The organism is Amycolatopsis sp. WAC 04197, assembly GCF_003947475.1.
Classification (GTDB): domain Bacteria; phylum Actinomycetota; class Actinomycetes; order Mycobacteriales; family Pseudonocardiaceae; genus Amycolatopsis; species Amycolatopsis japonica.
In genome coordinates this window covers 772,549-797,470 of record NZ_QHJK01000001.1, presented here as the reverse complement: position 1 = coordinate 797,470, position 24,922 = coordinate 772,549, and the positions used below count along the sequence as shown (strand labels likewise).

Here is a 24,922-nt window from a genome sequence, read left to right as displayed (position 1 = left end):
GGCGACGCGAACCGAGCAGAGGTCGGATGAAAGAGTGATCGCTGACGGCGAACGCGGGAAGGAAACAAACGGGTCGATCGGAGAGTTGAGCTAGGCAGACTCAACTAACCGAGGAGTGCACAGATGACCGACAACCGCCTCCTGCCCGTCCTCCCGCTCGATGACGACGTCGTGCTGCCGGGCATGATCGTCCCGCTCGACCTCGCCGACACGGAGACGCGCGCCGCGGTGGAGTCCGCCCAGGCCAACACGCCTGCCCAGGCTTCCTTCCCGGGGATCCGGTCCAGCGCCGCCACCAAGGCCGAGGTGCTGATCGTCCCCCGCGTCCACGGCGAATACGCCGAACTCGGCACCATCGCGACCGTCGAACGCATCGGGCGCGTGCCCGGCGGCAAGACCGCGGTGCTGTTGCGCGGCACCCGCCGCGCCGTCGTCGGCCGCATCGCCGACGGCCCCGGCGCCGCCCGCTGGGTCCACGCCGAGGTCGCCACCGAGACCACCGACGACAACTCCGCGAAACTCGCGTCCGAGTACAAGAGCGTCGTCCTCGCGATCCTCCAGCAGCGTGGCGGCTGGCAGATGATCGACGCGGTCCAGGAGGTCGAGGACCCGTCCGCGGTCGCCGACCTGGCGGGCAACTCGTCGTACCTCAAGACCGAGCAGAAACTCGAACTGCTCTCCGCCCTCGACGTCTCGGCGCGGCTCGAGAAGGCCCTCGAATGGAGCCGCGAGCAGCTGGCCGAGCTCGAAGTCACCGACACCATTCGCAAGGACGTCCAGGAGGGCATGGAGAAGCAGCAGAAGGAGTTCCTGCTGCGCCGTCAGCTCGAAGCGATCCGCAAGGAGCTGGGCGAGCTCGACGGCACGGCCAACGACGACGACTACCGCGCCCGCGTCGAGGCCGCCGAGCTGCCGGACGCGGTCAAGAAGGCCGCACTGTCCGAAGTGGACAAACTGGAGCGCACCTCCGACCAGTCCCCCGAGGGCGGCTGGATCCGCACCTGGCTGGACACGGTCCTCGAACTGCCGTGGAACGAGCGCACCACCGACGTCCACGACATCGCCGCGGCGCGGGACATCCTCGACGCCGATCACGCCGGCCTCGACGACGTGAAGGAACGCATCATCGAGTACCTGGCCGTGCGCAAGCGCCGTGCGGAGTCGGGCCTCGGCCCGGTCGGCGGACGGCGTTCGGGCGCGGTGCTCGCGCTCGCCGGCCCTCCCGGGGTCGGCAAGACCTCGCTCGGCGAGTCCGTGGCGAAGGCGATGGGCCGCAAGTTCGTCCGCGTCGCGCTCGGCGGCATCCGTGACGAGGCGGAGATCCGCGGCCACCGTCGCACCTACGTCGGCGCGCTGCCCGGCCGGATCGTCCGCGCCATCAAGGAAGCGGGTTCGATGAACCCGGTCGTGCTGCTCGACGAGATCGACAAGGTCGGCGCCGACTACCGGGGCGACCCGACAGCGGCGTTGCTGGAGGTGCTGGACCCGGAGCAGAACCACACGTTCCGCGACCACTACCTCGAGGTCGAACTGGACCTGTCCGACGTCGTGTTCCTGGCGACGGCGAACGCGCTCGAGACCATCCCCGGCCCGCTGCTGGACCGGATGGAGCTGGTCACCCTCGACGGCTACACCGAGCACGAGAAGGTCACCATCGCCCGTGACCACCTGCTCCCCCGTGAGCTGGAGCGCGCCGGTCTCGGCAAGGACGACGTCACGCTGACCGACGGCGCGTTCAGCCGCATCGCCGCCGAGTACACGCGGGAGGCCGGGGTGCGCAACGCGAACCGGACCATCGCGAAGGTGCTGCGCAAGGTGGCGACCAAGGTCGCGCTGGACGAGGTCGCGTTGCCGCTGACGATCGACGCCGACGGGCTGGAGACCTACCTCGGCCGTCCGCGGCACCTGCCGGAGTCCTCGCTGCCCGCGTCGACCCAGCGCACGTCGACCCCCGGGGTGGCCACCGGGCTGGCGGTGACCGGAGCCGGCGGTGACGTCCTCTACATCGAGGCGTCGCTGGCGGATCCGGAGTCCGGCTCCACCGGGCTTCAGCTGACCGGCCAGCTGGGCGAAGTGATGAAGGAATCGGTGCAGATCGCGTTGTCGTACCTGCGTTCGCGCGGCGCTGAGCTGGAACTCCCGGTGGGCGACCTGAAGGACCGCGGCATCCACGTGCACGTCCCCGCGGGCGCGGTGCCCAAGGACGGGCCGAGCGCCGGCATCACGATGACGACCGCGCTGGCGTCCCTGCTTTCGGGCCGCGTAGTGAAGTCGGACGTCGCGATGACCGGTGAGGTGTCGCTGACCGGCCGCGTGCTGCCGATCGGCGGGGTCAAGCAGAAGCTGCTGGCCGCGCACCGGGCCGGGATGAAGACGGTGATCATCCCGCAGCGCAACGAGCCCGATCTGGACGACGTCCCGGCCGAAGTGCTGGCCCAGCTGGACGTCCACGCCGTGGCGAACGTCCGCGACGTGCTGGACATCGCGCTGGCCCCGGCGACGGCTCCGGTCGCCCAAGCGGCGTAACGGCGCGAGGCCGAAGCCCCGGATCCCCTCGTGGGTCCGGGGCTTTCGGCTTGCCGAAATCCGGACGAACCCGGACATTGACTCGCCTTAAACTCCCTATCACGTTTTGATAACGTACATTGCGTGCCACCCAGCCGGGGTGCGTGATCCTTGAGAGGGCAAGGTCATGAGTCAAGGAATTCTTTCCCCGTTGCGGCCGAGGCGCAGGTGCGTTTCGGCCGGTCAGATCGTCTGTCTGAGCATTCTCACTGGATTCACCGCGGCGCTGACCTTCGCCGGCACCAGCGCCACTATCGCCGCGGGGATCGCCATCACCCTGTTCGGCGCCGTTCTCCGTCACCCCGCGCCCGCCAAGGCACCCCGATGAACACGGAAACGGAGTTCATGGCGCGGCTGCGCGAACTCCGTGACCGAAGCGGCCTCAGCATCCGCGCACTGGCCGCCGCGACCGGCTGGTCCCGCAGCACCTTGGCCGACCTGTTGGCCCGGAACACCTTGCCGGGCAACGAAAACCAGATGCGAGTCCTGTTGCGCGCCCTGCTCCGGACGGTCCCCGACGAGCGCGGGGTCGACGAGTATCTCGCCGACTGGCGTCACCTGATCGGACGTCGGCACCACCGCAATGGCGGATGCGCGCCGCTCGACCGGATACTCGTCGCACTGGAAATCGCGGCACAGCGCGGTGGCTCCGAAGCACCGGGCCTGCGCAAAGCGAAAGAAATAGTGCTGCACGAAGGTTCCCTACGAAAGTTCCCTCCTCGCGGTGAATACGCCGCGAATTCACCTGGATGTCCCGTTCCGCCCGTACTCTCCGACCCGCTCCATCCCGCACCACCACATCAGCGGATGTCTCGGAGGCACGAGTGAAGCGACGGAATTTCCTGCGCGCGGCCGTGGTCGGCGCCGGTGTCACGGCGTTCGGAAACAGGCTCTCGGGAGCGGCTCTCGCCGCGCCCGCCCAGAACGGACCCAGCCCGTACGGCGCGCTCCAGGCCGCCGACGCGAACGGGATCCAGCTGCCGGCGGGATTCACCAGCCGTGTCATCGCCAGGTCCGGCCAGAAGGTCGCGAGCACCGGGTACACCTGGCACAGCGCCCCGGACGGCGGCGCGGTGTTCGCCGACGGCAGCGGCTGGATCTACGTGTCGAACTCGGAGATCACCCCCGGCGGGGGCGCGAGCGCGGTCAAGTTCGACGCGAGCGGGAACATCACCGGCGCCCACCGCATCCTGGCGAACACCCGCCAGAACTGTGCGGGCGGCAAGACTCCTTGGAACACCTGGCTTTCCTGCGAGGAGATCGACCTCGGGTTCGTCTACGAATGCCAGCCGAACGGCCCGGCCACGGCCGCCGTCCAGCGGCCCGCGATGGGGAAGTTCAAGCACGAGGCCGCAGCGGCCGACCCGGTGCGCAAGGTCGTCTACCTGACCGAAGACACCTCCGACGGCTGCTTCTACCGCTTCGTCCCGACGACCTGGGGCGATCTCTCCGCCGGGACGTTGCAGGTGCTCAAGGCGGGCACGGCGACCTCGGGCAGCTTCACCTGGGCGAACGTCCCCGACCCCGACGGCTCCCCCACCGCCACCCGTAACCAGGTGTCCGGTGCGAAGCGGTTCAACGGCGGCGAAGGACTGCACTACGCCAACGACACCGCGTGGTTCACCACCAAGGGCGACAACCGCGTCTGGCAGCTCAACCTGACGAACAGCACCTACGAGCTGGCCTACGACGACTCGCTGGTCAGCCCTGGCTCGGCCCCGCTGACGGGTGTCGACAACGTCACCGGGACCTCGTCGGGTGACCTCTACGTCGCCGAAGACGGCGGCAACATGGAGATCTGCATCATCACCCCGAACGACATCGTGGCCCCCTTCCTGCGGATCAACGGCCAGAGCTCGTCGGAGATCTGCGGCCCCGCGTTCACTCCGGCGGGGAACCGGCTGTACTTCTCCTCGCAACGCGGTACCTCCGGTTCGTCCTCGGGCGGGATCACCTACGAGGTGACCGGCCCCTTCCGTTCCTGAAACCGGCGTGCGGGGGCGTCGACGGCCCGGCGCCCCCGCACGGCTCAGGCGTTGGTGCGGTTCTTCTCCCGCAGCCGGTTCACCACGAAGAGGGTCAGGGCGATCGCGACGGCGGCGATCACGAAGTACTGGAAGAACCCGGCGTATTCCTCGACCAGATGCCAGCTCTCTCCGAGGGCGTAGCCCGCCAGGACGAACACCGTGTTCCAGATCAGGCTGCCCAGCGTGGTCAGGGCCAGGAACCGCCAGAACGGCATGCGTTCGATTCCGGCGGGCAGGGAGATGAGGCTGCGGAAGATCGGCACCATCCTGCCGAAGAACACCGCCTTGGTGCCGTGTTTCCGGAACCAGGCTTCGGTCTTGTCGAAGTCGGACGCCTTGACCAGCGGGATCTTCGCCATCCAGCGCCGTGTTCGGTCACGGCCCAGCAGCAGGCCGAGGTAGTACACGATGATCGCGCCCGCGACCGAGCCGAACGTCGTCCACACCAGTGCCTCGATCAGCGTGAACGTGCCCTGACTGGCGGAGAACCCGGCCAGCGGGAGCACCAGTTCGCTGGGGATCGGCGGGAAGAGGTTGTCCAGGCCGACGATGATCGCCGCTCCCGGACCGCCCAGCGCGTCCATCAGTGACACCGCCCAGCCGGCGAGTCCTCCCATCGGTTCACTGGCGGTTTGGGCGAGGAGGAGGTTCATGGCGGCCTTTCGTGGTCGTCTGCGGATGTCAACGAACGTACGAATCGCCCGGGTTCCGCACACTGGGGTGAAGCGGCACGAATCACTGCGGTAAACCGCAGTACCGATCTCCGGCTACCCCGCTAACCTCGCGTTATGCCCATTCCGCCGTCGATGCGCCGCTACCTGCGCAGAGCACTCCGCGGCACACTCGGTCTGGCGATCGGCGCCATGACCGCGGTCGCGGAGTTCTTCTATGTGCTCTTCGGCGGCCTCGCGCTCACAGTTCCCGCGCTGCGGCAGCCCGTCCTGGCCGGTGCGCGTGCGCTGTCCGAAGTGGAACGGCGGCGGCTGGAGAAGTACTTCGGCGAAGAGAACGCCACGAACTACACCGATCACCGTGCGATGGCCTATCTCATCCCGCGATGCGTCATCGGGCTGCTCTGCGCCGCGATCTTCGTCCTGATCCTGCTGGGCGCCGGATCCGGGGTGATCATCGCCGCTCAGCTCTTCGAGGGTCAGTCGCCCGGAGGAGGAGCACCGGCCGACTGGTACGACCCGGTCACCACGGTCCTCTTCGGCGGGTTGCTCGTTTTCCTTGCCTTGCAAGGACTTATCGGAGCCGCGACGCTGGACGCCAGGCTGGCGAAGCGCTTTTTCGGCCCCAGCAGAAGCGAACAGTTGCGCCGGCGGCTCTCCGAACTCACGACCAGCCGGGCGGAAGTGGTCGAGGCGGTCAACGGCGAGCGTCGCCGGATCGAACGGGACCTGCACGACGGCGTCCAGCAGCGGCTCGTCGCGCTCGGAATGCTGCTCGGCCGGGCGCGTCGCGCGACCGACCCGGAACACGCGTCGGATCTGCTCCGGCAAGCGCACGAGGAATCCCAGCGCGCCCTGGTGGACCTGCGAGAGGTCTCGTGGCGGGTGTATCCGATCGCACTGGATTCGGACGGACTGCATCCCGCGCTGGAGGCGCTGGCGGAACGCTCGGGCATCCCGGTCCACCTGCGGGTCGACCTGCCGGAACGGCCACCGGCGGCCATCGAGACCGTCGTCTACTTCGTCGCTTCGGAGGCGGTCACCAATACGATCAAGCACGCCGCGGCGACGCGGATCGACATCGAAGTGGAGCGGGACGGGGGCAGGGTGCGGGTACGGATCACCGATGACGGCACGGGCGGGGCGAGGAAGTCGGGCGGCGGGCTTTCCGGCCTCGCGATGCGCGTCGCGGCGGCGGACGGACGGTTCACAGTGGACAGTCCGCTCGGCGGCCCGACCGTGGTGACCGCGGTGCTGCCGTGCGAGTGATCCTCGCGGAGGACTCGACCCTCCTGCGCGAAGGGCTGGTCCGGCTGCTGGTCGAAGAGGGGCACGAGGTCGTGGCGTCGGTCGGCGACGGCGACGCGCTCCTCTCGGCGACGGCCGCCTACCGGCCGGACGTGATCGTCACCGACGTCCGGATGCCGCCGACCCACACCGACGAGGGCCTTCGCGCGGCGCTCGAGATCCGGAAACGCTGGCCGGAGATCGGGGTACTGGTGCTCTCTCAGTACGTCGAGAAGCGCTACGCGGCCGAGCTGATCACCGGCGACGGTGAACGCGTCGGCTATCTCCTGAAGGACAGGGTCGCCCAGGTGGGCGAATTCCTGGACGCGCTCGAACGGGTGGCCGCGGGCGGTGCCGCGTTCGATCCGGAAGTGGTGCGACGGCTGCTCGCGCGCACCACGCACACCGATCCGCTCGCGAAACTGACCGTCCGCGAACGTGAAGTGCTGGAGAAAATGGCGCAGGGGCACACGAATCCCGGAATCGCCGAATCGTTGTTCATCTCGCTGAGCGCTGTCGAGAAGCACGTGAACGCCCTCTTCGACAAGCTCGAACTGGCCAGCACCGCCGGCTACAGCCGTCGCGTCCTGGCCATCCTGCGCTACCTCGGGTCCTGACCCCGAGTTGACAGGCAAGTGACGACTTGCCTATAACTGAGTCGTGGACGGCGACCTGTTCAAGGCGATCGGCGACGCGACGCGACGCACCATCCTGGACGAGCTGACCGAAAAGGACGGTCAGACCCTGTTCGAGATCTGCGGCAGGCTGACCATGAAGCATGGCTTGTCCTCGTCACGTCAGGCCATCTCGCAGCATCTCGCGATGCTCGAACAGGCGGGCCTGGTGCGCACCCGGCGACAGGGCCGCTACAAGTTCCACCACATCGACACGAGCCCACTGCGGTCGATCGTCGAGCGGTGGCCCATCGACCGAGAGGAACCGAACCCGTGATCCGGATCAACATCACCAGCGTCTTCGTCGACGACCAGGCGAAGGCCCTCGACTTCTACACCGAAAAACTGGGATTCATCAAGAAAAACGACGTACCCGCCGGGGACGCCCGCTGGCTCACCGTGGTCTCCCCGGCCAATCCCGACGGCGTCGAACTGCTACTGGAACCGGACGGGCACCCCGCGGCGAAGCCGTTCAAGAAGGCACTGGCCGACGACGGCATCCCGTTCACCCAGTTCGCCGTCGACGACGTGTACGCCGAAGTCGAGCGACTCAAGGGGCTCGGCGTCGAGTTCACCCAGGACGCCGTGGACATGGGCCCCGTGGTCACCGCCGTCTTCGACGACACCTGCGGCAACCTGATCCAGCTCGCCACGATGAAGTAGACCCGGCGAGGCAAAGCGGGGCTCGACCCACTGTGGGCCAAGCCCCGCTTTGACGTTTCCCTACTGCTGCACCCACTCCACGAGCTCCACGGGCACGCCGTTCGGGTCGGTGACCATGAAGAGACGCTCTCCCCACGGCTCTTCCCGCAGCGGCAACGTGATCTCGACACCTTCGTCGCGCAGGCGCTTCTCCTCGGCCTCGAGGTTCTCGACCGTGAAGGCCACGATCACGCCGGACGCGCGCTGCTGCCGCAGGTTCTCCGGCAAGACCTCGATCCCCGCCTGAAGCAGGACGATGCTCACCTTCGCGGTTTCGTGCCCGAGGGAGACGAAACCCTCCGCGGCCATCTGCTCGGTGAAGCCGAAGTGCTCGGTGAAGAAACGGCTGGACGCGGTGACGTCGTCGACGGTCAACGAGATGGTGGAGGCAAGGACGTTCATGGGCTATCCCCTTCGGTCGGCGTTGAGTTTTCGGATGAGCTGAGCGGTCAGTACGACCGGCGGCGCGGGACGCCGATCGAGCGGCGCACCGGCATCGAGCGGCCGGGGAACGGCTGCTGATGACGGCGGTCGTTCCGACGGGCCTGGGCGCGGTTGGTGCCTTCGTCGCCTTGGGGGATTCGAGCGGTCAAGGAGCCTCTTCTCTCGTGGTCGGTAGCACGGACGTAAGTTTACACCCAACCTATCGGAAGTCAAGGATATTTTTACGACGGTGGTAAACTTCGCTCATGACCAGCGCGGATGTGGGCCTTCGGGAGCTCAAGAAGCAGGAGACACGGCAGCTGATCTCCGACCAGGCGACGCTTCTCTTCATCGAGAAGGGCTTCGAGGAGACGACGATCGCCGAGATCGCCGCCGCGGCGAGAGTCGCGAAGAAGACCGTCACCAACTACTTCGCGCGCAAAGAAGACCTGGCGCTCGACCAGCACGAGGAGTTCACGAACGGGCTGGCGAACGCCGTCCGCGACCGGAAGCCGGGTGAGTCGGCGCTGGCCGCGCTACGGCGTACCTTCCTGGACGCGGTGGCGGAGCACTCTCCCGTGATCGGCTTCACCGGGCCGGTCTTCGCGAAAATGGTGCTGGAGAGCCCGACCCTGACCGCACGGCTGCGTGAACTGCACGAACTGCGCGAAGCCGCGCTCGCCGAACTGCTCGCGACCGAGACCGGAGCCGACGCGGACGACGTCACCCCCGTCATGGCCGCCGCCGAGCTCAACGCGATCGACCGCGTCCTCTTTCGCGAGGTCCTCCGGCGTTCCCACGCCGGCGAGAGCAACGACGAGATCGCCGAAGCGCTGGCGAAGGCGACCAAGCGGGCTTTCGAGCTGCTGGAGCCCGCTTTCGGCGACTACGCGATCCGCGAATAGCCCCTGGGTTTTGTCGGGGGTAACCGCTAGGTTTCGCTCCATGTCTGAGGGGACCTTGCTCGACGTCGTCTACTGCGAAGGCTGGGACCCGGCCGCCCGCGCGCTGATCGGAAGGTTCTCCCCCGGCATCGCGCGGGAACGTGACGCCGCCGGGGAGCAGTACGCCGTCGCGCTGGTGCGTCCCGACTCGGGAGTTCCGTTGGTACTGGTCGAAGTCGCTTGGAAGCACCACTTCGCCCGCTCCGCGCACTTCGACGAGCGGAGCAGGCGCCGTGGATTGTTTGAGTTCCGAGTGCTCGAAGACGGCTCGCTGTTCCTCGTGAAGGTCGAACAGTGGACCTACCATTTCGATGACCAGGAGGAATTCGACGAGCAGAACGCCGGCCGTGTCGAGCTGTCCTTCGGCCCCGACGGCGACGGCTGGATGCACAAGGCTCCTCGTGGCTACGGCGGCGGTTCCAGCAGCGGCCGCGTGCGAAAGGCGTTGTCCGAGCTGAGGATGCCGAAGCCCGCCTTCGGCGACTGGGAACCCTTCACGAATTCGAAGGAGCTGACCCTGCGGACGCCGGACGCCCCGGTCACCGATCCACCGGTTCCGGTCGAGGAACGCCCTTGGCGGCCCTCCGTTCCCTTGCGCCCCTTCGGTATCGACGAAATGTTCACGGCGGGTACGCGTTTCTCCCTGAGCGGTGGCCACGGCGTCGTCGAGACCGGCCTTCGGGACGCCGGGAAGCTCCGCATGACCAGCGGCAGGCTCGTCGCGGCGGATCCGGCCTTCCTGGATTCGGACGCCGCGCACTTCACGGTCACCGTGCCTCCCGGCGAGTACCGGGTGGTGGTCTCGGTGATCCGGTTCGTCGACGAGCCGTCCCACGAACGGGTCGTGGCCGCGAAACTCGTCGTCGCCGACGTCCCCGTCACCACCTGGGAAGCGGCGCTGTGGCCCGGGCAGAACGCGCTTTTCCTCGGTGACGGGGAGTTCTACGGCTATGGCGTGGACAGCGGCACTGGCTGCTTCACCGACGCCGACGCCCTTCCCGAGGAGATGGACGACGAGCTGCTCGAGAAGTTCGAGGAAGTGGATCCGCATATCGACGTCACGCCGGACGGCGCCGACGGCAACATCATCGCGTTCACCACCGGCTGGGGAGACGGCAGCTATCCGACCTGGATCGGCCGGGCGGCCGACGGCACGCCGGTCTGCTTCGTCACCGACATGCTGATCCTGAACCGCGCCCGGATTCTCACGGCCTGAGCGGGGATCATGGCGCCATGACCTTCACCGGAGAAGAGATCGCGTACCTGCGCTCGCAACCGTTGGCCCGCTTCGCGACCCTGTCGGAGGACGGTGAACAGCCCGACGTCGTCCCCTTGGCGTTCGAGTTCGACGGAACGGATTTCTGGGTGGGCGGCGCGGGCGCATCGGTCCTGGCGACCCGGAAGTTCCGCAATATCCAAGCGGGACAACGTAAAGTCGCCTTGCTCGTCGACGACCTCGTCTCACTCGACCCGTTCATCGCGCGCGGTGTCCGGATCTACGGAGAGGCCGCCGACCCGATCGAACGGATGGGAATCGTCGGCCCGGGCATCTACTCGCGCGTGACGCCGAAGGTTTCGTGGAGCTGGAACATGGCTGGCGAACCCGCGGGGGAGGCTTGGTATCCGTCGAGGCGGGCGGTTCACGGCGACACGTAGAGGAGCATGTCCTTCAGGACGCCGCCGATCTCGTGATGGGCGGGCAGGAGTCCTTCGCAGCGATAGCCCGCCTTCTCGGCCGCACGCAGGGAACCGCTGTTCCACGGCTCGATGTACAGCTCGATCCGTTCGACACCGGACACGGTCCAGGCGAACTCGGTGATCGCCTTGAGCGCGTCGGTCGCGTAGCCGCGCCGCCGGCGCTCGGGCGAGATCGAATAGCCCAAAATCCCGATACCTTCGGACAGCTTTCGCAACCAGAGTCCGATCGTGCCGACGGCGGTTCCGTCCACGACGATCACGAAGGGAAAGCCCCGCCCCTCTGCCCGGCCGCTTCGCTGCCGCCGCACCCATTCCTCGGCTTGTTGCAGGGTCGGATGCGCGGGAAGGCTACCGATGAGCGGGATGTAGGGATCTTCGCCGAGTTCCAGGGCGAGCCTGACATCGGCGTCGGTGAACTCGCGAAGGACGACGGATCCGTGGGCGGGCGGCTCGGTCATCGGTCCATTCTTGTCGGTGGGTGGCGGTACCTTCGAATCCATGCGGGAGCTGATCGTCACCGAGAACTGCACGATCGACGGCGTGATCGAACTGGCGGGCGACTGGTTCAGCCCGGGCGACACCGATCCGGACGTGGACCAGTCCGACGTTCTGGCCACGCTCCGGGAACAACGTGAGAACGCCGACGCGTTCCTGCTCGGACGCGTCACCTTCGAAGACATGCGCGGGTATTGGCCGCACCTAACCGAAGACACGACAGGCATTTCCGCTTACCTCGACACCGTGAACAAGTACGTCGTCTCCAGCACGCTCACGGAGCCGGAGTGGGAGAACACCACCGTGCTCTCCGGCGAGCTGCGCTCGGAGATCGAGAATCTGAAGGCCGCCGAAGGCAAGGACATCGTGACCACCGGCAGCGTCTCGCTGGTGCGATCGCTCATCGCCGAGGGGCTCGTCGACGAGTACCGGTTGTTCGTCTACCCCGTCGTGGTCGGCGAAGGCCGTCGACTGTTCGAGGGCGCCACCGGTGTCCCGAAGCTTCGGCTGGTGGAGGAGAGGTCGTTCGCTTCGGGAATCGTGCTGCTGCGCTACCGCGCGGCGTCGAACTGACGGCTTCACCGGGTCGTGCGGCGGGAATTCCCTGCACACCAGCCGCTCGGTAGGGTCGTGCTCCGGTTCGGCGGCGGGAGAACGACGGAGGTGGCGCGCATGGCCGACGCGTCGAAGTTCACGGCCGAGGTGTTCCGTCGCGCGTCGGAACGGCCTCAGGTCCCACCGCGGCTGGCCCGGGCGGCGACCTGCGTCCGGGAAGGCAAGTTCACTTGGGAGGAGGTCGCTACCGGGAATTGCGAGCACCCGCTCGCACAGGCGCTGTTCGCGCCCAGAGCCCAGGAGAAGCTGTGGCCGTTGCTGGCCGAGGTCGCCGCGGAGCTCGAGTCGGAGCCTCCGCCCGCCGAACCCCGGCGCGCGCGACGAGCGCCGACGACGGACGACGACTTCAGTGAGTACACCTACCTCGAAGACCTGGCCGAACCGAACACGCGTCCCGCATGGCCGCAAAGGCGGGGACGCGGCCGGTGAGCGGCCCCCGTGAGAAAACAGGGTGAGGAGCGCACGGTCCCGCGCGTAGCGCCGGCGACCGTGATCGGTGAGACGGGCACAGGAGACGACCCTTCGGACGGCTGGTACCCCGAGAGCGTGGCCGCTGACTACAACGAGCCGGGCGGAGCGAACGCGCCCGACGTGGTGGCACCCGCGGTGGACGTCCTCGAAACCTGGCCGACGGCCCAGTGCCCGAGTTCGCCGTCGGAACCGGACGGATCGCGGGCAAGCCGGGTGGCGGCGCGGCCCGTTCGCGATGGAGCCGGGCTATGTCGGTTTCGACGTATCGCCGGGATGCGACTGAAGCACCGTCGGGCGGACTGGGACCGCTCGGAGTTCACTGCCGAGAGCACGAAGCACGTGTCGGTCTGGGAGCGCGGTTCGTGAGGATGATGGCCGCGCTGACGGCGAGCAGGGGCAGCGCCCACAGCGCCGTCGTGAGATAGCCGGTCCGGGCGGGAAGCAACGCGCTGTCCGGGGTGGCGGCGGCGAGCAGGAGACCGGCGAGAGCGCTGCCCACGGCCATCCCGATACTGCGGGCGATCTGGTTGATCGAGAGCACGCTCGCCGTTTCCCCTTGGGGCACACCGGCCAGAACGAGTTTGGGCATCACCGCGAAGACACCTCCGACGGCGAAACCGAGCAGGGCGATCGCGACGAGGACGAGAAGAAGCGACCGGTTGCCGGCGGCGAACAGCAGGGCGCTCGCCACGGCGATCAGGACCGCGAACGCGTACGTCCACCGTTCGGTGAGGCGTGCGATGAGCCGCGGGATCGCTTTTCCCGCAACGAATCCGAGCAGTGAGAAAGGGATCAGCGCCGCACCGGCGGCGACTCCAGGAAGCGCGAAGCCGTAATGGGCGCCGGCTGGCGTCTGCACGTAACGGGTGAACAAGCTGAACAGCAGGTACAAGCCCGCACCGGCCACGAGAATCGCCAGGTTCGCGCGAAGGATGCCGCCTTGGCCTAGCAACCGGAGGTTCACCAGCGGCGCCGTCGTGCGCAGTTCGGTGAACGCCCACACGACCAGGACCGCGACGGCCCCGGCGAGAACACCGATGCCCAGCCACGCGGTCGTCCAGATCGAGGGCTCGGCGATGACCAGGAGGATCCCGAGCGTGCCGAGGGCGAGAAGCAGCGTGCCGGGAACGTCGATCCGAGGAAGCTCGCCGGGTGCTTCGGCGGGCAGGAACCGCCAGGCGATGACGAACGCGGCAGCGGAAAGGAGGAAGCCGAAACCGTACGCGACACGTAGTCCCGCGAGCTGGTCGAGAAGGCTGACCACCGGGTAGCCGACGCCGATGCCGACCGTCGACGCGACCGAAAGGGCGGCGATCGTCGATGTCGCGCGCTCAGGTGGCAGGTGTGCGCGGGCGACGCTCATCAGCAGCGCCCCGGCCGCGACCCCGAGCCCTTGCATGCCGCGTCCGATCAACAGCGCCGCGTACGGGAGCGGGAGCACCGTCAGCAACCCACCCGTCATGACCAGGGCCAGGGTGCCCAGGATCGTGGCGCGCCGGTACGGGCCGCTGCCGAGCCTGCCCAGTACCGGGCCCGCGATCGCGCCGCTGAACAGCGTCACCGTCAGGGTCCACTGTGCGGCGTCCAGCGAGACGTGCATGCCCGTGGCGACCGGAGTGATCAGGGGCGCCCCGACGCTGCCGATCACCGCGCCCGCCAACGCCGTGCACACCAGCGCCGGGCTCAGCCGCCCGTCGTGCCGGACGGGGACACTCATCGGTTCGTCTCGGTGGTGATGTGGGTGAACAGCCCGGGCTGGATCCGCGTGCGGACGCCTTCGGCCCAGGCGTCGCCGACCTGCTCGACGTCCATCGCGGCGCCGGTGTTGAGCAACATCCCGAAGGCGAGGAACGTTTTCACGGTCACCGGGTCGAGCCCGGTGCCGTCCTCGGCCGTGCCCCACATCCGCGCGAAACACGACCGCACCGCGTCCCGCACCTCCGGGTCGCCACACGCGGCGAAGCCCTGAAGCTGCAATAACAACCCGGTCCGATCGGCCAGCAGGTCGTAGTACTGCGCGCCCATCGCCGAGAGCGCGTCCAGTCCGGTCTTCCCGTCGCCCGCGTCCCGCATCGCGTCGCTGAGCCGCTCGAACGCGGCCTGGACCAGCTCCAGGAACAGGGCCTTCTTCGTCCCGAACATCCGGAAGACGTACGCCTGCGTGATCCCCGCCGTCTTCGCGATCGCTTCCGTCGACGCCCCGTGCAGCCCGTGTTCCGCGAACTCCTTCGCGGCGATGGCCAGCACCTGGGCACGTCGTTCGGGTCCGCTCATCCGTCCAGCCATGCCTCTAAAGTTACTGGTTACTAACCACTAACTAAAGGTAGCCTGCGCAACAAAACAGAGCGGCCCCGTGACTGGGTCACGGGGCCGCTCTGGTGTGGCGAGTGAGGGATTCGAACCCCCGAAGGCAGTGCCGTCTGATTTACAGTCAGATCCCTTTGGCCGCTCGGGCAACTCGCCGTGGCCGGGTGTCCCCGGCCGAGACGAAAGAATACCCAATGCCGTGGCGGGCCGGTCAACCGGGTTCCGCAGGGCTAGGGTGGAAGCTCCTGACAAGCGAGTACGAGGTGTGAGAACACGTGGCGGATCCCTCTTTCGACGTGGTGAGCAAGGTCGATCGCCAGGAGGTGGACAACGCCCTGAACCAGGCCAGCAAGGAACTCGGTACGCGGTTCGACTTCCGGGGTACCGGGACCAAGATCGACTGGTCCGGCGAGGAGGCGATCGCGATCGAGTCCGAGACCGAGGAGCGGGCGCTGGCGGCGGTCGAGGTGTTCAAGGAGAAGCTGATCAAACGCGGCATCTCCCTGAAGGCCTTCGAGGCGGGCGAGCCGGCGTTGTCCGGCAAGATCTACAAGATCGGCGGCAAGATCCTGCAGGGGATCGCGTCGGACAAGGCGAAGCAGATCGCCAAGTTCATCCGCGACGAAGGCCCCAAGGGCGTCCAGGCGCAGATCCAGGGCGACCAGCTGCGGGTGTCCGGCAAGAAGAAGGACCAGCTGCAGGACGTGATCGCCTTGCTGAAGGGCAAGGACTTCGAGATCGCGCTGCAGTTCACGAACTACCGCTGAGCACGGCGACGACGAGGCCACCTTCGCCGGAAGGTGGCCTTCGTCATGTCTACGACGCGGTGACCGTCCAGGTCCCGTCGCCTTCCACCGACACGAAGGCCGGTCCGGACACGGGAACGCTGCCCTTGTAGTCGCCGAGCTGGTTCACGGGGAGCTCCGAGTAGTCGCCGCTGTGCACCCACACCGCCGTGCGACCGCTGTTCTTGGTGGTGACGGCGACCGCCGAGACGCCATCAGGCGCGGCGAAGACAGCTTCGCTCTTACCGGACAGGGGCTTGCCCGGCGTGAGTACGGGCAGGCCGCTTTCGTCGGTGATGGTCAGCGTCCAGGCGGCGTTGGCCTTGACGGTGAACGTCTTCGCCTGACGGCCGGGCATGTCGTTGATCCACTGCGTGCCCTTGTACGGGCCGACGTCGTTGACGATCAGCTCGTTCTCGGTGTTGACCGCGACGTGCCCGGAACACTTCGGACACTCGAAGGTCACGAAGCCGATGCGCGACGGCCAGGCCATGGGGACCGACGCGTTCCCCTTCCCCGAATGCTTCTCCTCCGGCTGCGGGCCGGGCTTCGGGGTGGTGGTCGGCGTGGGGGTCGTCGATGGCGCGTGCAGCCCTTCCGGGGCGGCCGCGTGCGGGACGACACGGCCCAGAGCCGGCGGCGAGCAGGCCATCAGGCCCGCGGTCAGCAGCACGGCACTCGCGGCCGCGCACAAGCGCCTGATCACGTGTTTCCCCCTAGTCGAACCCGTCATCCGATCTTCGCCGCCCGATAGCCCAGCGTTACCGGATCACTCGCCCGAGCGATTCAGGCCACTCGGACGTGGGTTTCCGCCGCAACGCCTCCGCGAGAGTCCGAAAGGGACAAAAGCCCGTGTTGTAATCCGGCGATCGCGTTCGAGGAAGGTCACGATGAGACGCCGTTTCAGCTCCGCACTCGCCTTCGCGCTGTCACTCACGGTGATCGCGTCCCTGTTCACGTCCGCGCAGGCCGCGGAGCGCCAGCAGCTCGTGCCCGGCTACGGCTCGTACCCGCGGCTGATTCGCCTTGAGCATTCCCCGATCGGCCGTGGCCGCATCCTCGCGTCGCTGACCAGCGAAGACGCGAGCGGCAAGTTCACGCCGATCATGGAGAGCACCGACGAGGGCCAGACCTTCCACAAGATCGGCGAGGTCCGCGACCGCGACGGTCGCCGCGGCATGTGCTGCGGAACGCTGTACGAACTGCCGCAGCGGGTCGGCAGGCTGCGCGCCGGCACCCTGCTGTGGGCCGCGAGCTACCGGCAGGACGCCGGTCCGCAGCGGCGGATCGGCATCAGGATCTGGTACAGCCGCGACGCCGGCCGTTCGTGGGCCTTCCTGTCCGAGGCCGCGCGCTCGCACAACCACGACGGCATCTGGGAGCCGGAATTCGTCGTCGACGCGGGCGGCACGCTCTGGCTGCACTACGCCGACGAGACCGAGGCGCCGCAGTTCGCGCAGGTGATGAACCGGGTCGCTTCCACCGACGGGGTGAACTGGGGCACCAAGCAGCGCACGATGGCCATCCCGCCGCATCGGGTGCGGCCCGGGATGCCGATCATCCGCCGCCTCCCCGACGGCCGGTACTACCTGGCCTACGAGATCTGCAATTACCGCGACCGCTACTGCGACCCGTACTTCAAGATCTCCCCCGACGGCGCCAACTGGGGCGATCCCCTCGACCCCGGCACCCGCGTCACCACCGCCAGCGGCAACTACTTCCAGCACGCGCAGACGATCACGCTGTTCCCCGGCGGACCGAACGGGGTGCGACTGGTGATGGTCGGGCAGATCTACACCAACGCCGCCGGGGTCCCGCAGGCCAAAAACGGCCAGGTCCTGCTGGCCAACGACAACTTCGGCGCCGGGCACTGGTACGAACTGCCCGCGCCGGTGCATGTGGTCGGGATCCACAACAACTTCTGCCCCAACTACAGCTCGACGCTGCTGCCGGTCGACGGCGGCAAGAACGTGTTGCAGATCTCCACCGAGTACAACCTCGGCTGCAAGGCGTATTTCGCGAAGGGCCCGGCGTTCTGAGCCACCCGGTAGTGTGAGGTCCCGAGCGATCGGCTACGAAGCGGGGGCATCGCATGAAGGGCATCGTGCTGGCCGGGGGCAGTGGGACGCGTCTGCATCCCATCACCCAGGCGATCTCGAAACAGCTGCTACCGGTCTACGACAAACCGATGATCTACTACCCGATCTCGGTGCTGATGTTCGCCGGGATCCGCGAGATCCTGATCATCTCGACCCCCGTCGACCTGCCGCATTTCCGGCGCCTGCTCGGCGACGGCAGCCAGTTCGGGCTCAGCTTCAGCTACGCCGAGCAGGCCGCACCGAACGGGCTGGCCGAGGCGTTCGTCATCGGCGCGGACTTCGTCGGCGACGACGACGTCGCGCTCGTGCTCGGCGACAACATCTTCTACGGCCAGGGGTTCTCCAGCAGGCTGCAGGCCGCGGCGACCGCGCTCGACGGTTGCGTGCTGTTCGGCTACCCGGTCAAGGACCCGCAGCGGTACGGCGTCGGCGAGATCGACGCCGACGGCAAGCTCCTCTCCATCGAGGAGAAGCCCGAGAAGCCGAAGTCGAACAAGGCCATCACCGGTCTGTACTTCTACGACAACCAGGTCGTCGAGATCGCCCGTGACCTCAAGCCCTCCCCGCGCGGCGAGCTGGAGATCACGGACGTCAACCTCACCTACCTGCGGCAGGACCGCGCGACCCTGATCGACCTCGGCCGCGGATTCGCCTGGCTCGACACCGGAACGCACGACTCGCTGCTGGAGGCGGGCCAGTTCGTGCAGGTCCTCGAGCACCGGACGGGTGTCCGGATCGCCTGTCTCGAAGAAGTCGCGCTGCGCATGGGCTTCATCGACGCGGAGCAGTGCTTCGCGCTCGGGGCGAAGCTGGCGAAGTCCGGTTACGGCGAATATCTGATGAACGTCGCGCGCACCCAGGGTGCTACCGGCTGAACAGGTGTTCCCGCAGGGTGTCGCCGGTGTAATCGGTCCGGAAGACACCCCGTTCCTGAAGCCGCGGGACGACTTCGTCGACGAACGCGTCCAGCCCGCCCGGGGTCAGATGCGGCACCAGCACGAAGCCGTCGGCGGCGTCGCTCTGGACGTACTCGTCGATCGATTCCGCGATCTGCCGGGCGGTGCCGACGAACTGCTGGCGCGCGGTCACCTCGATGACCAGTTCGCGGATGGAGAGCTTCTTCTCCTCCGCGATCGCCCGCCATTTCGCGGCCACTGCCAGCGGCTCCTTCTCGTGCCGGACCCGGCCCCAGGTCAGCGGTTCGGCGTCGGGATCCGGGTCGATCTCAGGGAGCGGGCCGTCGGCGTCGTAGGCGGAGAGGTCGCGGCTCCAGACCTGTTCGAGGAACTGGATCGCGGTCGCCGGCCGCACCTGCTGATAGCGGATCTCGCGGGCCTGCTCGTGCGCGTCCTCCTCGGTGTCGCCGAGGACGAAGGTGGCGGCGGGCATGATCAGCAGCTCGCCGGGCTCGCGGCCGTAGGCGGGCAGCCGTCGCTTGACGTCGGCGAAGAACTCCTTGCCGCTCTCGAGTGAACCGTGTCGGCTGAAGATGACGTCGGCGGTCTTGGCGGCGAACTCCCTGCCCTCGTCGGAGTCCCCTGCCTGGATGACGATCGGCTGGCCTTGCGGGGTCCTCGGGACGGTGAACTCGCCGCGGATGTCGAACTGCGGTCCACTGTGGACAAAGCGCTCGATGCCGCGGGCGAAGACGCCGTTCTCCTTGTCCCCCACCACCGCGTCGGGCGCCCAGCTGTCCCAGAGTTCGCGCACGGTGGCGAGGAACTCCTCGGCGCGACGGTAGCGGTCCTCGCGTTTCAGGAAGCCGCCGCGGCGGAAATTCTGGCCCGTCCACGCGTCCGGCGAGGTCACGACGTTCCACGCGGCGCGGCCGCCGGAGAGGTGGTCGATGCTCGCGACCTGCCGCGCGACCTCGTACGGCTCGTTGAAGGTGGACGACAGCGTGCCCGCGAGGCCGAGCCGGGTGGTGACCGCGGAGAGCGCCGCCAGCACGGTGGTGGTGTTCGGCCGCCCGACGACGTCCGAATCGAGGATCTTGCCCGCGTGCTCGCGCAGACGCAGGCCCTCGGCGAGGAACAGGAAGTCGAACTTGCCCCGTTCGGCCGTGCGCGCGAGATGTTCGAAGGACGAAAAGTCGATTTGACTACCCGAACGCGGGTCGCTCCACACGGTGGTGTTGTTGACGCCGGGGAAGTGCGCGGCGAGTTTGACCTGTTTGGGCATTTGTCACGCCTCCGCGTACTGGTTGGCGGCGACCCCGAGGCCGAGATGGTCGCGCAGGGTGGCGCCGGTGTAGGCCTGCCGGAACGCGCCCGCGGCCTGGAGCGCGGGCACGGTCTCGGCGGTGAAGAGCGTCAGGTCGTCGGGCAGGACCGCGGGCCGGAGGTGGAAACCGTCGAGACTGTTGGACGCCGCGAGGCGGGGCAGCTCGGTGGCGAGGTCGGCGGGAGTGCCGGTGAAGCTCGGGCCCGGCGGGAAGGGCGCGTAGGCCTCCAGCGCGCGGCGGCGGTCGATGGCCGCCTGCTCGGTTTCGGCGAGCACGATCGACAGGCCGGCGAGGAGTTTCGCGTCCGGGAAACGCTCGCGGGCGCCGCGGATCTCGTCGACCAGGACGACGTCGGCACCGTGTGCGTACGGCGAGTCGCCGTACACCGCGACGACGGGGTGGCCCTGCGGCGGGCGCGGTGTGATCGAAGGTCCCTTGATGCTGAAGAAGCGGCCTTCGAAGTCGACGTAGTGCAGCTTCTCGCGGTCGATGAAGCGGCCGGTCGGCTCGTCGCGGATGATCGCGCCGTCCTCCCAGCTGTCCCAGAGTCGGGCGATGACGTCGACGACCTCGGCGTTCTCCGCTTCGGCGTCCACCTCGGACGGCAGGGTGCGCCTGCCGAAGTGCGCGACCTCGGCCTCGGTGCGCGAAGGCACCGCGAGGACGCCTGCGCGGCCGCGGCTCGCGAAGTCGAGCGAAGCGACGGCCGTCGAGATGTGGAACGGCTCGGTGTGCGTGGTGGTGACCGTGGGTACGAGGCCGATTCCGCTGGTCACGGGGGCGATCGCGGCGAAGGTGAGGAGCGCGTCGAGCCTGCCTCGGACGACTTCCTCGCCTCCAGGTTGGAGCGCGAGTGTGTCGTCGAGGGTGACGAAGTCGAGCGAAGCCGCTTCGGCGAGCTTCGCGTGGGCGAGGTAGTGGGCGGCGGTGAACAACGCGGACGGGCGGACGTCGGAGACCCGCCAGGCGGCCGGATGCTGCCCGGCCCCGTCGAGCGCGACCCCGAGGTGCAACTGCTGTGCGGAACCCATGCCCCGGGGAACTCGCGTACCCGGCCCTCGATTCCCGCTCCCACGAGGTGAGATCCCCGGCGGGACCTGCGTTTCGCGGGCTAAACGCGATCCGGGAGGTCAGTGGGGGTGGCGGGCCATGTCTTCCAGGCGCCGGATGCGTTCGGCCATGGGCGGATGGGTCGAGAAGAGCTTCGAGAGGCCTTCGCCCGGACGGAACGGGTTCGCGATCATCAGGTGCGACTGCGAGACCAGCTTCGGCTCCGGCACGAGCGGCGCCGCGCGCGTCCCTCGATCGAGTTTCCGCAGGGCGGACGCCAGCCCGAGCGGGTCGCCGGTGAGTTCCGCGCCCGACGCGTCGGCCTGGAACTCCCGCGAGCGGCTCACCCCGAGTTTCACGACGGCGGCCGCGATCGGCCCGATCAGCACCAGCAGCAGCCCGACCAGCGGACTGTCGCCGTCCTCCCGGTCGCCGCCGCCGAAGACGCTGGTGAACATCGCGATGTTGGCGATCACGCTGATGACGCTCGCCAGCGCGCCCGCGACGCACGAGATCAGGATGTCGCGGTTGTAGACATGGGACAGTTCGTGCCCGAGCACCGCTCGCAGTTCGCGTTCGTCGAGCAGGTCGAGGATGCCGGTGGTGCAGCACACCGCCGCGTGCCGGGGGCTGCGGCCGGTGGCGAAGGCGTTCGGGGCGACGGTGGGGCTGATGTAGAGCCGCGGCATCGGCTGCCGCGCCGTGGTCGCCAGCTCCCGCACGATCCGGTACATCGCCGGCTGCTCGGCCTCGGACACCGCCCGCGCGCGCATGGCCCGCAGCGCCAGCTTGTCGGAGTTGAAGTAGGCGTACGCGTTGACGCCGAGCGCCACCACCAGGCCGATGACCAGCGCACCCCGCCCGAAGAAACCGCTGATCCCGACGATCAGCGCGGACAGCAGGCCGAGCAGGACGACGGTCTTCAGTCCGTTCTGGTGCTTGTGCACGGCGTCCTGCTCCTTTCTTTCTCAGGGTGGGGGTTACTCATCGGAAACAACGCGATCGGGGGACGCGAAGTTCCTTCGCGTGCTCGGATCGCGGGTTATCGTCGAAGCCCGGAACGATCATCGGGAGGCGCCTGTGCGAGGACCCGAACTGAGCCGCCGAGCCCTGCTCACGCTGGCCGCGGCCGGTGCCTCCGCGGTCGCCTTCGCACCGGCGGCCAGAGCCGAGAAAGTCCTTCTCGTCGAGGTCGGGGGCGCCCCGGAAGCGGTCGCGGTGAATTCCGTCACCGGCTTCGCGTACGTTTCGGACCCGTCCACCGGCACGATCGTCGTCCTCGACTCGCGGTCCGGCACGGTCGGTGACGTGATCCCGGTCGGCGGCGAACCCGCCGGACTCGCCGTGGACGCGGTGACCAACCGGGTTTTCGTGGCGAATCCGCCCGCCGGAACGGTCCTCGTCTTGGACGGGCGGACCAACGACGTCGTCAGCGTGGTGCCCGCCGGTCCCGGCGCGTCCAGTGTCGACGTCGACGAGCAGGCGAACCGCATCTACGCGGTCAGTGATCTCACCGGGACACTCGCCGTCATCGACGGCGTGAGCTGCCGCCTGCTGGACCTGGTCCCCGGCCCGCCTCGAGGGCTTTCCTCCATAGCGGTCGACAGCGGGCGCAAGCTCGCCTACTGCACCAGCACGGCCACCGACTCGCTGGAGGTCTTCGACATCGGCGCGGGCGAGTTCACCGGCGGCATCCCGGTCGGCAAGGCGCCGACCGGCGTGGCCGTGCACGGCGCCACCGGCACGGTGTTCGTCGCGAATTCGGCCATCCACCATCTGTCCATCGTGGACACGGGCACCCGCAAGGAAAAGGCGACCGTGCTGCTGCGTTCGGAGTCTTCCGCGCTCGCGGTCCACGAAGGATCGAACACCGTTTACACCAACGGCGGCCCCAACGGCATCGCCAGGATCGACGGCAGGACGAGCCTGCTCACCGGCGACCTGTCACTCGGCGTGAACCCCGGCGCGGTCGCGATCGACCAGCGCACCAGGACGGTGTACGTGACGGATCCCTTACGCGGCAGGGTTTCCCTCATCAGGGACTTCTGACGCCGGAACGGGCATGATGGCGGGGTGAGCGAGTACGCATTGCGTGGCGGGCTGCAACCCGACGTCTCGGCGGTCACCGCCGTATTGACCCATCACGGTGTCGAAGGGCCGGACGGTCAGGCGCCCGGCGAGGCGCTGGTCTTCGCCGCGTCCGGCGGGATCGGGGCCGGCTACATCCTGTGGGATTTCGCGCACGAGACGACGTCGACGATCGTGTTCGGATTCCGCGCGCGCTGGCAGTACCCGCGGGAATGGCTCAAGTCCACAGTGGACTGTCTTGGGCTCGCCATCGACATCCACACCACCGGAAGCAAACGTGCCGCCGCGAAACGGCTTTCCGCGAATCTCGAAGCGAGACGGCCGTCGATCGTCCTCCCCGACCGCGAATCGCTCGGCTACTGGCGGCTGCCGCCGGAGATGTCCGGCGGTGGCGGCCACTTCGTCGTCGCGTACGGCGAAGAGGACGGCCGGGTGCTGGTCGACGACCGGAACCTCGCCCCGCTGACGGTCGACCGGAAGACGTTCGACTCCGCACGGGGCCGGGTCGGCTCGTACAAGAACCTGCTCGCCACGATCGAGCCCGGCGAGGTCCCCGACTGGCGGGCTGCCGTGCGCGGCGGGCTGACGGACTGCGCGCGGAACCTCTCGGAGCCGTCGAAGTCGTTCTCGCTCCCCGCCTGGGAGCGCTGGGCGAAGGCGATGACCGACGAACGCGACCCCAAGGGCTGGCCACGCGCGTTCGGTGAGCGGCGCGGGCTCGTCGGGGCGCTGTTCACCGTGTGGGAGAGCGTCACTCCGGCGGGGATGGAGGGCGGGCATCTGCGCGGGCTGTTCGCCGACGCGCTCACCGAGGCCGCCGTCCTGCTCGAACTCCCGGCGCTGGCCGAACAGGCGTCGACCTGGCGCGGGATCGCCGAGCGCTGGGCGGAACTGGCCGAGACGGCCGTTCCGGCGTCGAACGCCGAATTCGCCTGGATGCGCGGGCTCGTCAGCGCGGTTTCCGCGGGTGTTCGCGAGGGCGACGCGGGGCAGGAAGCCGCCTCGGCCGCGGCCGAGGAGATGTGGAAACTGCGCACGCACTACAACGACGAAACCCCGTTCACCGACGTCGAAGCCCGTGAGCTTTTCAGCGCGATGGGCACCCGGCTCCGGGACATCCACACCGCCGAGACCGCCGCGATCCGCGAACTCTCCGAAGCCCTGATGGAGTGAACCGCGCCGGTGTCCGTTGCGCCGCGCGGCCGGAACACCACGCGATCGTTCAAGATCCACTTCGTGCACGCACATCCGCTGGGGACGACCAGTGCGCGTCCCGCTCCTGAGATCCACCTCCACCGCCATCGCCTGCGTGTCGCCGACCTGGACCATCTCGGCCACGTCGGGAATGTGCGGTTGCTCGACTACTTCCAGGAAGCCCAGGTCGCGATGCTCGACCCGCGGCGTGAGCACCTCTTCCAGGCCAAGGGACCGGCGTATCTCATCGCGAAGCACAACGTCAGCTACCTGCGCAGGCTGACCTTCCGCGACAGCCCGGTCGAGGTGGAGACCGTGGTCGGCCGGATCGGGACCTGCGACGTCGTGGTGAACAGCAGGCTGCGCGACGAGCGGGCCGTTTACGCGCGCTGCCGCACCATCTGGGTCGCGTGCGTCCTACCCGAAGGCAGCACGCGAAGACTCTGCGACGAGGAACGCGAGCGGTTGACGCGGTTCAGCGGGGCGATCGACGAGCTTTCCTGAATCGCTTTTTAACCGTTTATGCTCCATTTCCCGCAACACCGGAAAACGGCTGGTCCGTTCAGCGGCTGATCATCCCGCTTTTCGGCCGGTACCTTCGGA

General features: G+C 68.2%; 29 protein-coding genes and 1 tRNA gene. 19 read left to right on the top strand and 11 right to left on the bottom strand.

The features are described 5' to 3' along the window. Nucleotides 1–123 precede the first annotated feature (123 nt). From lon to DMC64_RS03960, 4 genes are all read left to right on the top strand, one after another. Nucleotides 124–2,526 carry an endopeptidase La gene (lon, locus tag DMC64_RS03975; RefSeq protein WP_125732117.1) on the top strand — a complete coding sequence of 801 codons (2,403 nt, stop codon included), beginning with the start codon at nucleotides 124–126 and terminating at the stop codon, nucleotides 2,524–2,526. 166 nt (nucleotides 2,527–2,692) lie between these two features. Further along, nucleotides 2,693–2,893, top strand: a complete 201-nt coding sequence (locus DMC64_RS03970) for a hypothetical protein (protein ID WP_125732115.1) — start codon at nucleotides 2,693–2,695, stop codon at nucleotides 2,891–2,893. After that, nucleotides 2,890–3,393 (top strand): helix-turn-helix transcriptional regulator, encoded by a 504-nt coding sequence (locus DMC64_RS03965; protein WP_125732113.1) that lies wholly within the window; start codon nucleotides 2,890–2,892, stop codon nucleotides 3,391–3,393. Before DMC64_RS03970 ends, DMC64_RS03965 begins: the two co-directional genes overlap by 4 nt. Beyond that, entirely contained in the window at nucleotides 3,390–4,550 is a 1,161-nt protein-coding gene (locus tag DMC64_RS03960; protein ID WP_037332776.1) for an alkaline phosphatase PhoX, read from the top strand. Before DMC64_RS03965 ends, DMC64_RS03960 begins: the two co-directional genes overlap by 4 nt. Nucleotides 4,551–4,594: 44 nt before the next feature. On the opposite strand, the gene DMC64_RS03955 is transcribed toward DMC64_RS03960, so the two are convergent. Beyond that, the gene (locus tag DMC64_RS03955) at nucleotides 4,595–5,245 is read right to left on the bottom strand and encodes a DedA family protein (RefSeq protein ID WP_125732111.1); all 651 of its coding nucleotides are present in this window, start codon (nucleotides 5,243–5,245) and stop codon (nucleotides 4,595–4,597) included. A 153-nt stretch (nucleotides 5,246–5,398) separates the two neighbouring features. Here DMC64_RS03955 and DMC64_RS03950 point away from each other — a divergent pair, with 153 nt between their 5' ends. Genes DMC64_RS03950 through DMC64_RS03935 form a run of 4 tightly spaced genes read left to right on the top strand, consistent with a single transcriptional unit; the run spans nucleotide 5,399 to nucleotide 7,887 of the window. Beyond that, a complete protein-coding gene (locus DMC64_RS03950) occupies nucleotides 5,399–6,532 on the top strand; it encodes a sensor histidine kinase (protein ID WP_125732834.1) in 1,134 nt (377 codons plus the stop codon). Beyond that, nucleotides 6,523–7,167 carry a response regulator transcription factor gene (locus DMC64_RS03945; RefSeq protein ID WP_037332781.1) on the top strand — a complete coding sequence of 215 codons (645 nt, stop codon included), beginning with the start codon at nucleotides 6,523–6,525 and terminating at the stop codon, nucleotides 7,165–7,167. The genes DMC64_RS03950 and DMC64_RS03945 overlap by 10 nt, the downstream gene beginning before the upstream one ends. A 43-nt stretch (nucleotides 7,168–7,210) precedes the next feature. Then, complete coding sequence (locus tag DMC64_RS03940) at nucleotides 7,211–7,501, top strand: helix-turn-helix transcriptional regulator (protein ID WP_037332783.1); 291 nt, start codon at nucleotides 7,211–7,213, stop codon at nucleotides 7,499–7,501. Further along, on the top strand, nucleotides 7,498–7,887 hold the full coding sequence (locus DMC64_RS03935; protein WP_037332784.1) for a VOC family protein: 390 nt from the start codon (nucleotides 7,498–7,500) through the stop codon (nucleotides 7,885–7,887). The genes DMC64_RS03940 and DMC64_RS03935 overlap by 4 nt, the downstream gene beginning before the upstream one ends. 60 nt (nucleotides 7,888–7,947) lie before the next feature. Here the strand turns inward: DMC64_RS03935 and DMC64_RS03930 are convergent, their stop codons facing one another. Further along, nucleotides 7,948–8,328, bottom strand: a complete 381-nt coding sequence (locus DMC64_RS03930; protein WP_037332786.1) for a VOC family protein — start codon at nucleotides 8,326–8,328, stop codon at nucleotides 7,948–7,950. A gap of 47 nt (nucleotides 8,329–8,375) precedes the next feature. After that, nucleotides 8,376–8,519 carry a hypothetical protein gene (locus DMC64_RS42640; RefSeq protein WP_158634204.1) on the bottom strand — a complete coding sequence of 48 codons (144 nt, stop codon included), beginning with the start codon at nucleotides 8,517–8,519 and terminating at the stop codon, nucleotides 8,376–8,378. A 96-nt stretch (nucleotides 8,520–8,615) separates the two neighbouring features. Between DMC64_RS42640 and DMC64_RS03925 the strand changes: the two genes are divergently transcribed. Genes DMC64_RS03925 through DMC64_RS03915 form a run of 3 tightly spaced genes read left to right on the top strand, consistent with a single transcriptional unit; the run spans nucleotide 8,616 to nucleotide 10,949 of the window. Continuing rightward, nucleotides 8,616–9,254: a TetR/AcrR family transcriptional regulator gene (locus tag DMC64_RS03925; protein ID WP_125732110.1), complete on the top strand. Its 639-nt coding sequence runs from the start codon at nucleotides 8,616–8,618 to the stop codon at nucleotides 9,252–9,254. 40 nt (nucleotides 9,255–9,294) lie between these two features. Then, complete coding sequence (locus DMC64_RS03920) at nucleotides 9,295–10,509, top strand: DUF4241 domain-containing protein (protein ID WP_125732107.1); 1,215 nt, start codon at nucleotides 9,295–9,297, stop codon at nucleotides 10,507–10,509. Nucleotides 10,510–10,526: 17 nt separating this feature from the next. After that, nucleotides 10,527–10,949, top strand: coding sequence for a PPOX class F420-dependent oxidoreductase (locus DMC64_RS03915; RefSeq protein ID WP_125732105.1), 423 nt, complete (start codon nucleotides 10,527–10,529; stop codon nucleotides 10,947–10,949). On the opposite strand, the gene DMC64_RS03910 is transcribed toward DMC64_RS03915, so the two are convergent. Then, nucleotides 10,934–11,449 (bottom strand): GNAT family N-acetyltransferase, encoded by a 516-nt coding sequence (locus DMC64_RS03910; RefSeq protein WP_233629555.1) that lies wholly within the window; start codon nucleotides 11,447–11,449, stop codon nucleotides 10,934–10,936. The two genes, DMC64_RS03915 and DMC64_RS03910, sit on opposite strands and share 16 nt — an antisense overlap. A gap of 40 nt (nucleotides 11,450–11,489) precedes the next feature. On the opposite strand from DMC64_RS03910, the gene DMC64_RS03905 reads away from it, so the two are divergent. Then, nucleotides 11,490–12,059, top strand: a complete 570-nt coding sequence (locus DMC64_RS03905; RefSeq protein WP_125732100.1) for a dihydrofolate reductase family protein — start codon at nucleotides 11,490–11,492, stop codon at nucleotides 12,057–12,059. Nucleotides 12,060–12,158: 99 nt separating this feature from the next. Then, a complete protein-coding gene (locus tag DMC64_RS03900) occupies nucleotides 12,159–12,530 on the top strand; it encodes a hypothetical protein (RefSeq protein ID WP_125732098.1) in 372 nt (123 codons plus the stop codon). 358 nt (nucleotides 12,531–12,888) lie between these two features. Here DMC64_RS03900 and DMC64_RS03890 read toward each other — a convergent pair whose 3' ends face one another. The 3 genes from DMC64_RS03890 to DMC64_RS03880 form a co-directional block, all read right to left on the bottom strand. After that, nucleotides 12,889–14,289 (bottom strand): MFS transporter, encoded by a 1,401-nt coding sequence (locus tag DMC64_RS03890; protein ID WP_125732096.1) that lies wholly within the window; start codon nucleotides 14,287–14,289, stop codon nucleotides 12,889–12,891. Beyond that, nucleotides 14,286–14,858 carry a TetR/AcrR family transcriptional regulator gene (locus DMC64_RS03885; RefSeq protein ID WP_233629554.1) on the bottom strand — a complete coding sequence of 191 codons (573 nt, stop codon included), beginning with the start codon at nucleotides 14,856–14,858 and terminating at the stop codon, nucleotides 14,286–14,288. The genes DMC64_RS03890 and DMC64_RS03885 overlap by 4 nt, the downstream gene beginning before the upstream one ends. A gap of 95 nt (nucleotides 14,859–14,953) precedes the next feature. Next, a tRNA-Tyr gene (locus DMC64_RS03880) sits at nucleotides 14,954–15,035 on the bottom strand. A 119-nt stretch (nucleotides 15,036–15,154) separates the two neighbouring features. Here DMC64_RS03880 and DMC64_RS03875 point away from each other — a divergent pair. After that, nucleotides 15,155–15,646, top strand: coding sequence for a YajQ family cyclic di-GMP-binding protein (locus tag DMC64_RS03875; RefSeq protein ID WP_016331028.1), 492 nt, complete (start codon nucleotides 15,155–15,157; stop codon nucleotides 15,644–15,646). Between the two features lie 49 nt (nucleotides 15,647–15,695). Here DMC64_RS03875 and DMC64_RS03870 read toward each other — a convergent pair whose 3' ends face one another. Then, nucleotides 15,696–16,370, bottom strand: coding sequence for a hypothetical protein (locus DMC64_RS03870; protein ID WP_125732094.1), 675 nt, complete (start codon nucleotides 16,368–16,370; stop codon nucleotides 15,696–15,698). Between the two features lie 184 nt (nucleotides 16,371–16,554). Between DMC64_RS03870 and DMC64_RS03865 the strand changes: the two genes are divergently transcribed. Beyond that, nucleotides 16,555–17,703, top strand: coding sequence for a sialidase family protein (locus DMC64_RS03865; protein WP_037332807.1), 1,149 nt, complete (start codon nucleotides 16,555–16,557; stop codon nucleotides 17,701–17,703). A gap of 53 nt (nucleotides 17,704–17,756) precedes the next feature. Beyond that, entirely contained in the window at nucleotides 17,757–18,638 is an 882-nt protein-coding gene (gene rfbA, locus DMC64_RS03860; RefSeq protein ID WP_037332809.1) for a glucose-1-phosphate thymidylyltransferase RfbA, read from the top strand. On the opposite strand, the gene DMC64_RS03855 is transcribed toward rfbA, so the two are convergent. From DMC64_RS03855 to htpX, 3 genes are all read right to left on the bottom strand, one after another. Then, nucleotides 18,628–19,944: an NtaA/DmoA family FMN-dependent monooxygenase gene (locus DMC64_RS03855; RefSeq protein WP_125732092.1), complete on the bottom strand. Its 1,317-nt coding sequence runs from the start codon at nucleotides 19,942–19,944 to the stop codon at nucleotides 18,628–18,630. The genes rfbA and DMC64_RS03855 overlap by 11 nt on opposite strands. Before the next feature lie 3 nt (nucleotides 19,945–19,947). Beyond that, the gene (locus tag DMC64_RS03850) at nucleotides 19,948–21,018 is read right to left on the bottom strand and encodes an LLM class flavin-dependent oxidoreductase (RefSeq protein ID WP_125732090.1); all 1,071 of its coding nucleotides are present in this window, start codon (nucleotides 21,016–21,018) and stop codon (nucleotides 19,948–19,950) included. A 99-nt stretch (nucleotides 21,019–21,117) separates the two neighbouring features. Beyond that, a complete protein-coding gene (htpX, locus tag DMC64_RS03845) occupies nucleotides 21,118–21,984 on the bottom strand; it encodes a zinc metalloprotease HtpX (protein ID WP_125732088.1) in 867 nt (288 codons plus the stop codon). 133 nt (nucleotides 21,985–22,117) lie between these two features. Here htpX and DMC64_RS03840 point away from each other — a divergent pair, with 133 nt between their 5' ends. The 3 genes from DMC64_RS03840 to DMC64_RS03830 are packed head-to-tail and all read left to right on the top strand — an operon-like array spanning nucleotide 22,118 to nucleotide 24,823. Further along, nucleotides 22,118–23,086, top strand: a complete 969-nt coding sequence (locus tag DMC64_RS03840) for a YncE family protein (protein WP_125732086.1) — start codon at nucleotides 22,118–22,120, stop codon at nucleotides 23,084–23,086. Between the two features lie 24 nt (nucleotides 23,087–23,110). Further along, entirely contained in the window at nucleotides 23,111–24,298 is a 1,188-nt protein-coding gene (locus tag DMC64_RS03835) for a BtrH N-terminal domain-containing protein (protein WP_125732084.1), read from the top strand. Nucleotides 24,299–24,307: 9 nt separating this feature from the next. After that, entirely contained in the window at nucleotides 24,308–24,823 is a 516-nt protein-coding gene (locus tag DMC64_RS03830) for a thioesterase family protein (RefSeq protein WP_125732082.1), read from the top strand. Nucleotides 24,824–24,922 lie beyond the last annotated feature (99 nt).

Bases quoted from the DNA above. Each gene is read 5' to 3' on its own strand.
- DMC64_RS03925 (WP_125732110.1), top strand. From the start codon at position 8,616: ATGACCAGCGCGGATGTGGGCCTTCGGGAGCTCAAGAAGCAGGAGACA.
- DMC64_RS03950 (WP_125732834.1), top strand. From the start codon at position 5,399: ATGCGCCGCTACCTGCGCAGAGCACTCCGCGGCACACTCGGTCTGGCG.
- DMC64_RS03905 (WP_125732100.1), top strand. From the start codon at position 11,490: ATGCGGGAGCTGATCGTCACCGAGAACTGCACGATCGACGGCGTGATC.
- lon (WP_125732117.1), top strand. From the start codon at position 124: ATGACCGACAACCGCCTCCTGCCCGTCCTCCCGCTCGATGACGACGTC.
- DMC64_RS03920 (WP_125732107.1), top strand. From the start codon at position 9,295: ATGTCTGAGGGGACCTTGCTCGACGTCGTCTACTGCGAAGGCTGGGAC.
- DMC64_RS03890 (WP_125732096.1), bottom strand. From the start codon at position 14,289: ATGAGTGTCCCCGTCCGGCACGACGGGCGGCTGAGCCCGGCGCTGGTG.
- DMC64_RS03930 (WP_037332786.1), bottom strand. From the start codon at position 8,328: ATGAACGTCCTTGCCTCCACCATCTCGTTGACCGTCGACGACGTCACC.
- DMC64_RS03855 (WP_125732092.1), bottom strand. From the start codon at position 19,944: ATGCCCAAACAGGTCAAACTCGCCGCGCACTTCCCCGGCGTCAACAAC.
- DMC64_RS03850 (WP_125732090.1), bottom strand. From the start codon at position 21,018: ATGGGTTCCGCACAGCAGTTGCACCTCGGGGTCGCGCTCGACGGGGCC.
- DMC64_RS03865 (WP_037332807.1), top strand. From the start codon at position 16,555: ATGAGACGCCGTTTCAGCTCCGCACTCGCCTTCGCGCTGTCACTCACG.
- DMC64_RS03910 (WP_233629555.1), bottom strand. From the start codon at position 11,449: ATGACCGAGCCGCCCGCCCACGGATCCGTCGTCCTTCGCGAGTTCACC.
- DMC64_RS03885 (WP_233629554.1), bottom strand. From the start codon at position 14,858: ATGGCTGGACGGATGAGCGGACCCGAACGACGTGCCCAGGTGCTGGCC.
- DMC64_RS03915 (WP_125732105.1), top strand. From the start codon at position 10,527: ATGACCTTCACCGGAGAAGAGATCGCGTACCTGCGCTCGCAACCGTTG.
- DMC64_RS03970 (WP_125732115.1), top strand. From the start codon at position 2,693: ATGAGTCAAGGAATTCTTTCCCCGTTGCGGCCGAGGCGCAGGTGCGTT.
- DMC64_RS03965 (WP_125732113.1), top strand. From the start codon at position 2,890: ATGAACACGGAAACGGAGTTCATGGCGCGGCTGCGCGAACTCCGTGAC.
- rfbA (WP_037332809.1), top strand. From the start codon at position 17,757: ATGAAGGGCATCGTGCTGGCCGGGGGCAGTGGGACGCGTCTGCATCCC.
- DMC64_RS03900 (WP_125732098.1), top strand. From the start codon at position 12,159: ATGGCCGACGCGTCGAAGTTCACGGCCGAGGTGTTCCGTCGCGCGTCG.
- DMC64_RS03955 (WP_125732111.1), bottom strand. From the start codon at position 5,245: ATGAACCTCCTCCTCGCCCAAACCGCCAGTGAACCGATGGGAGGACTC.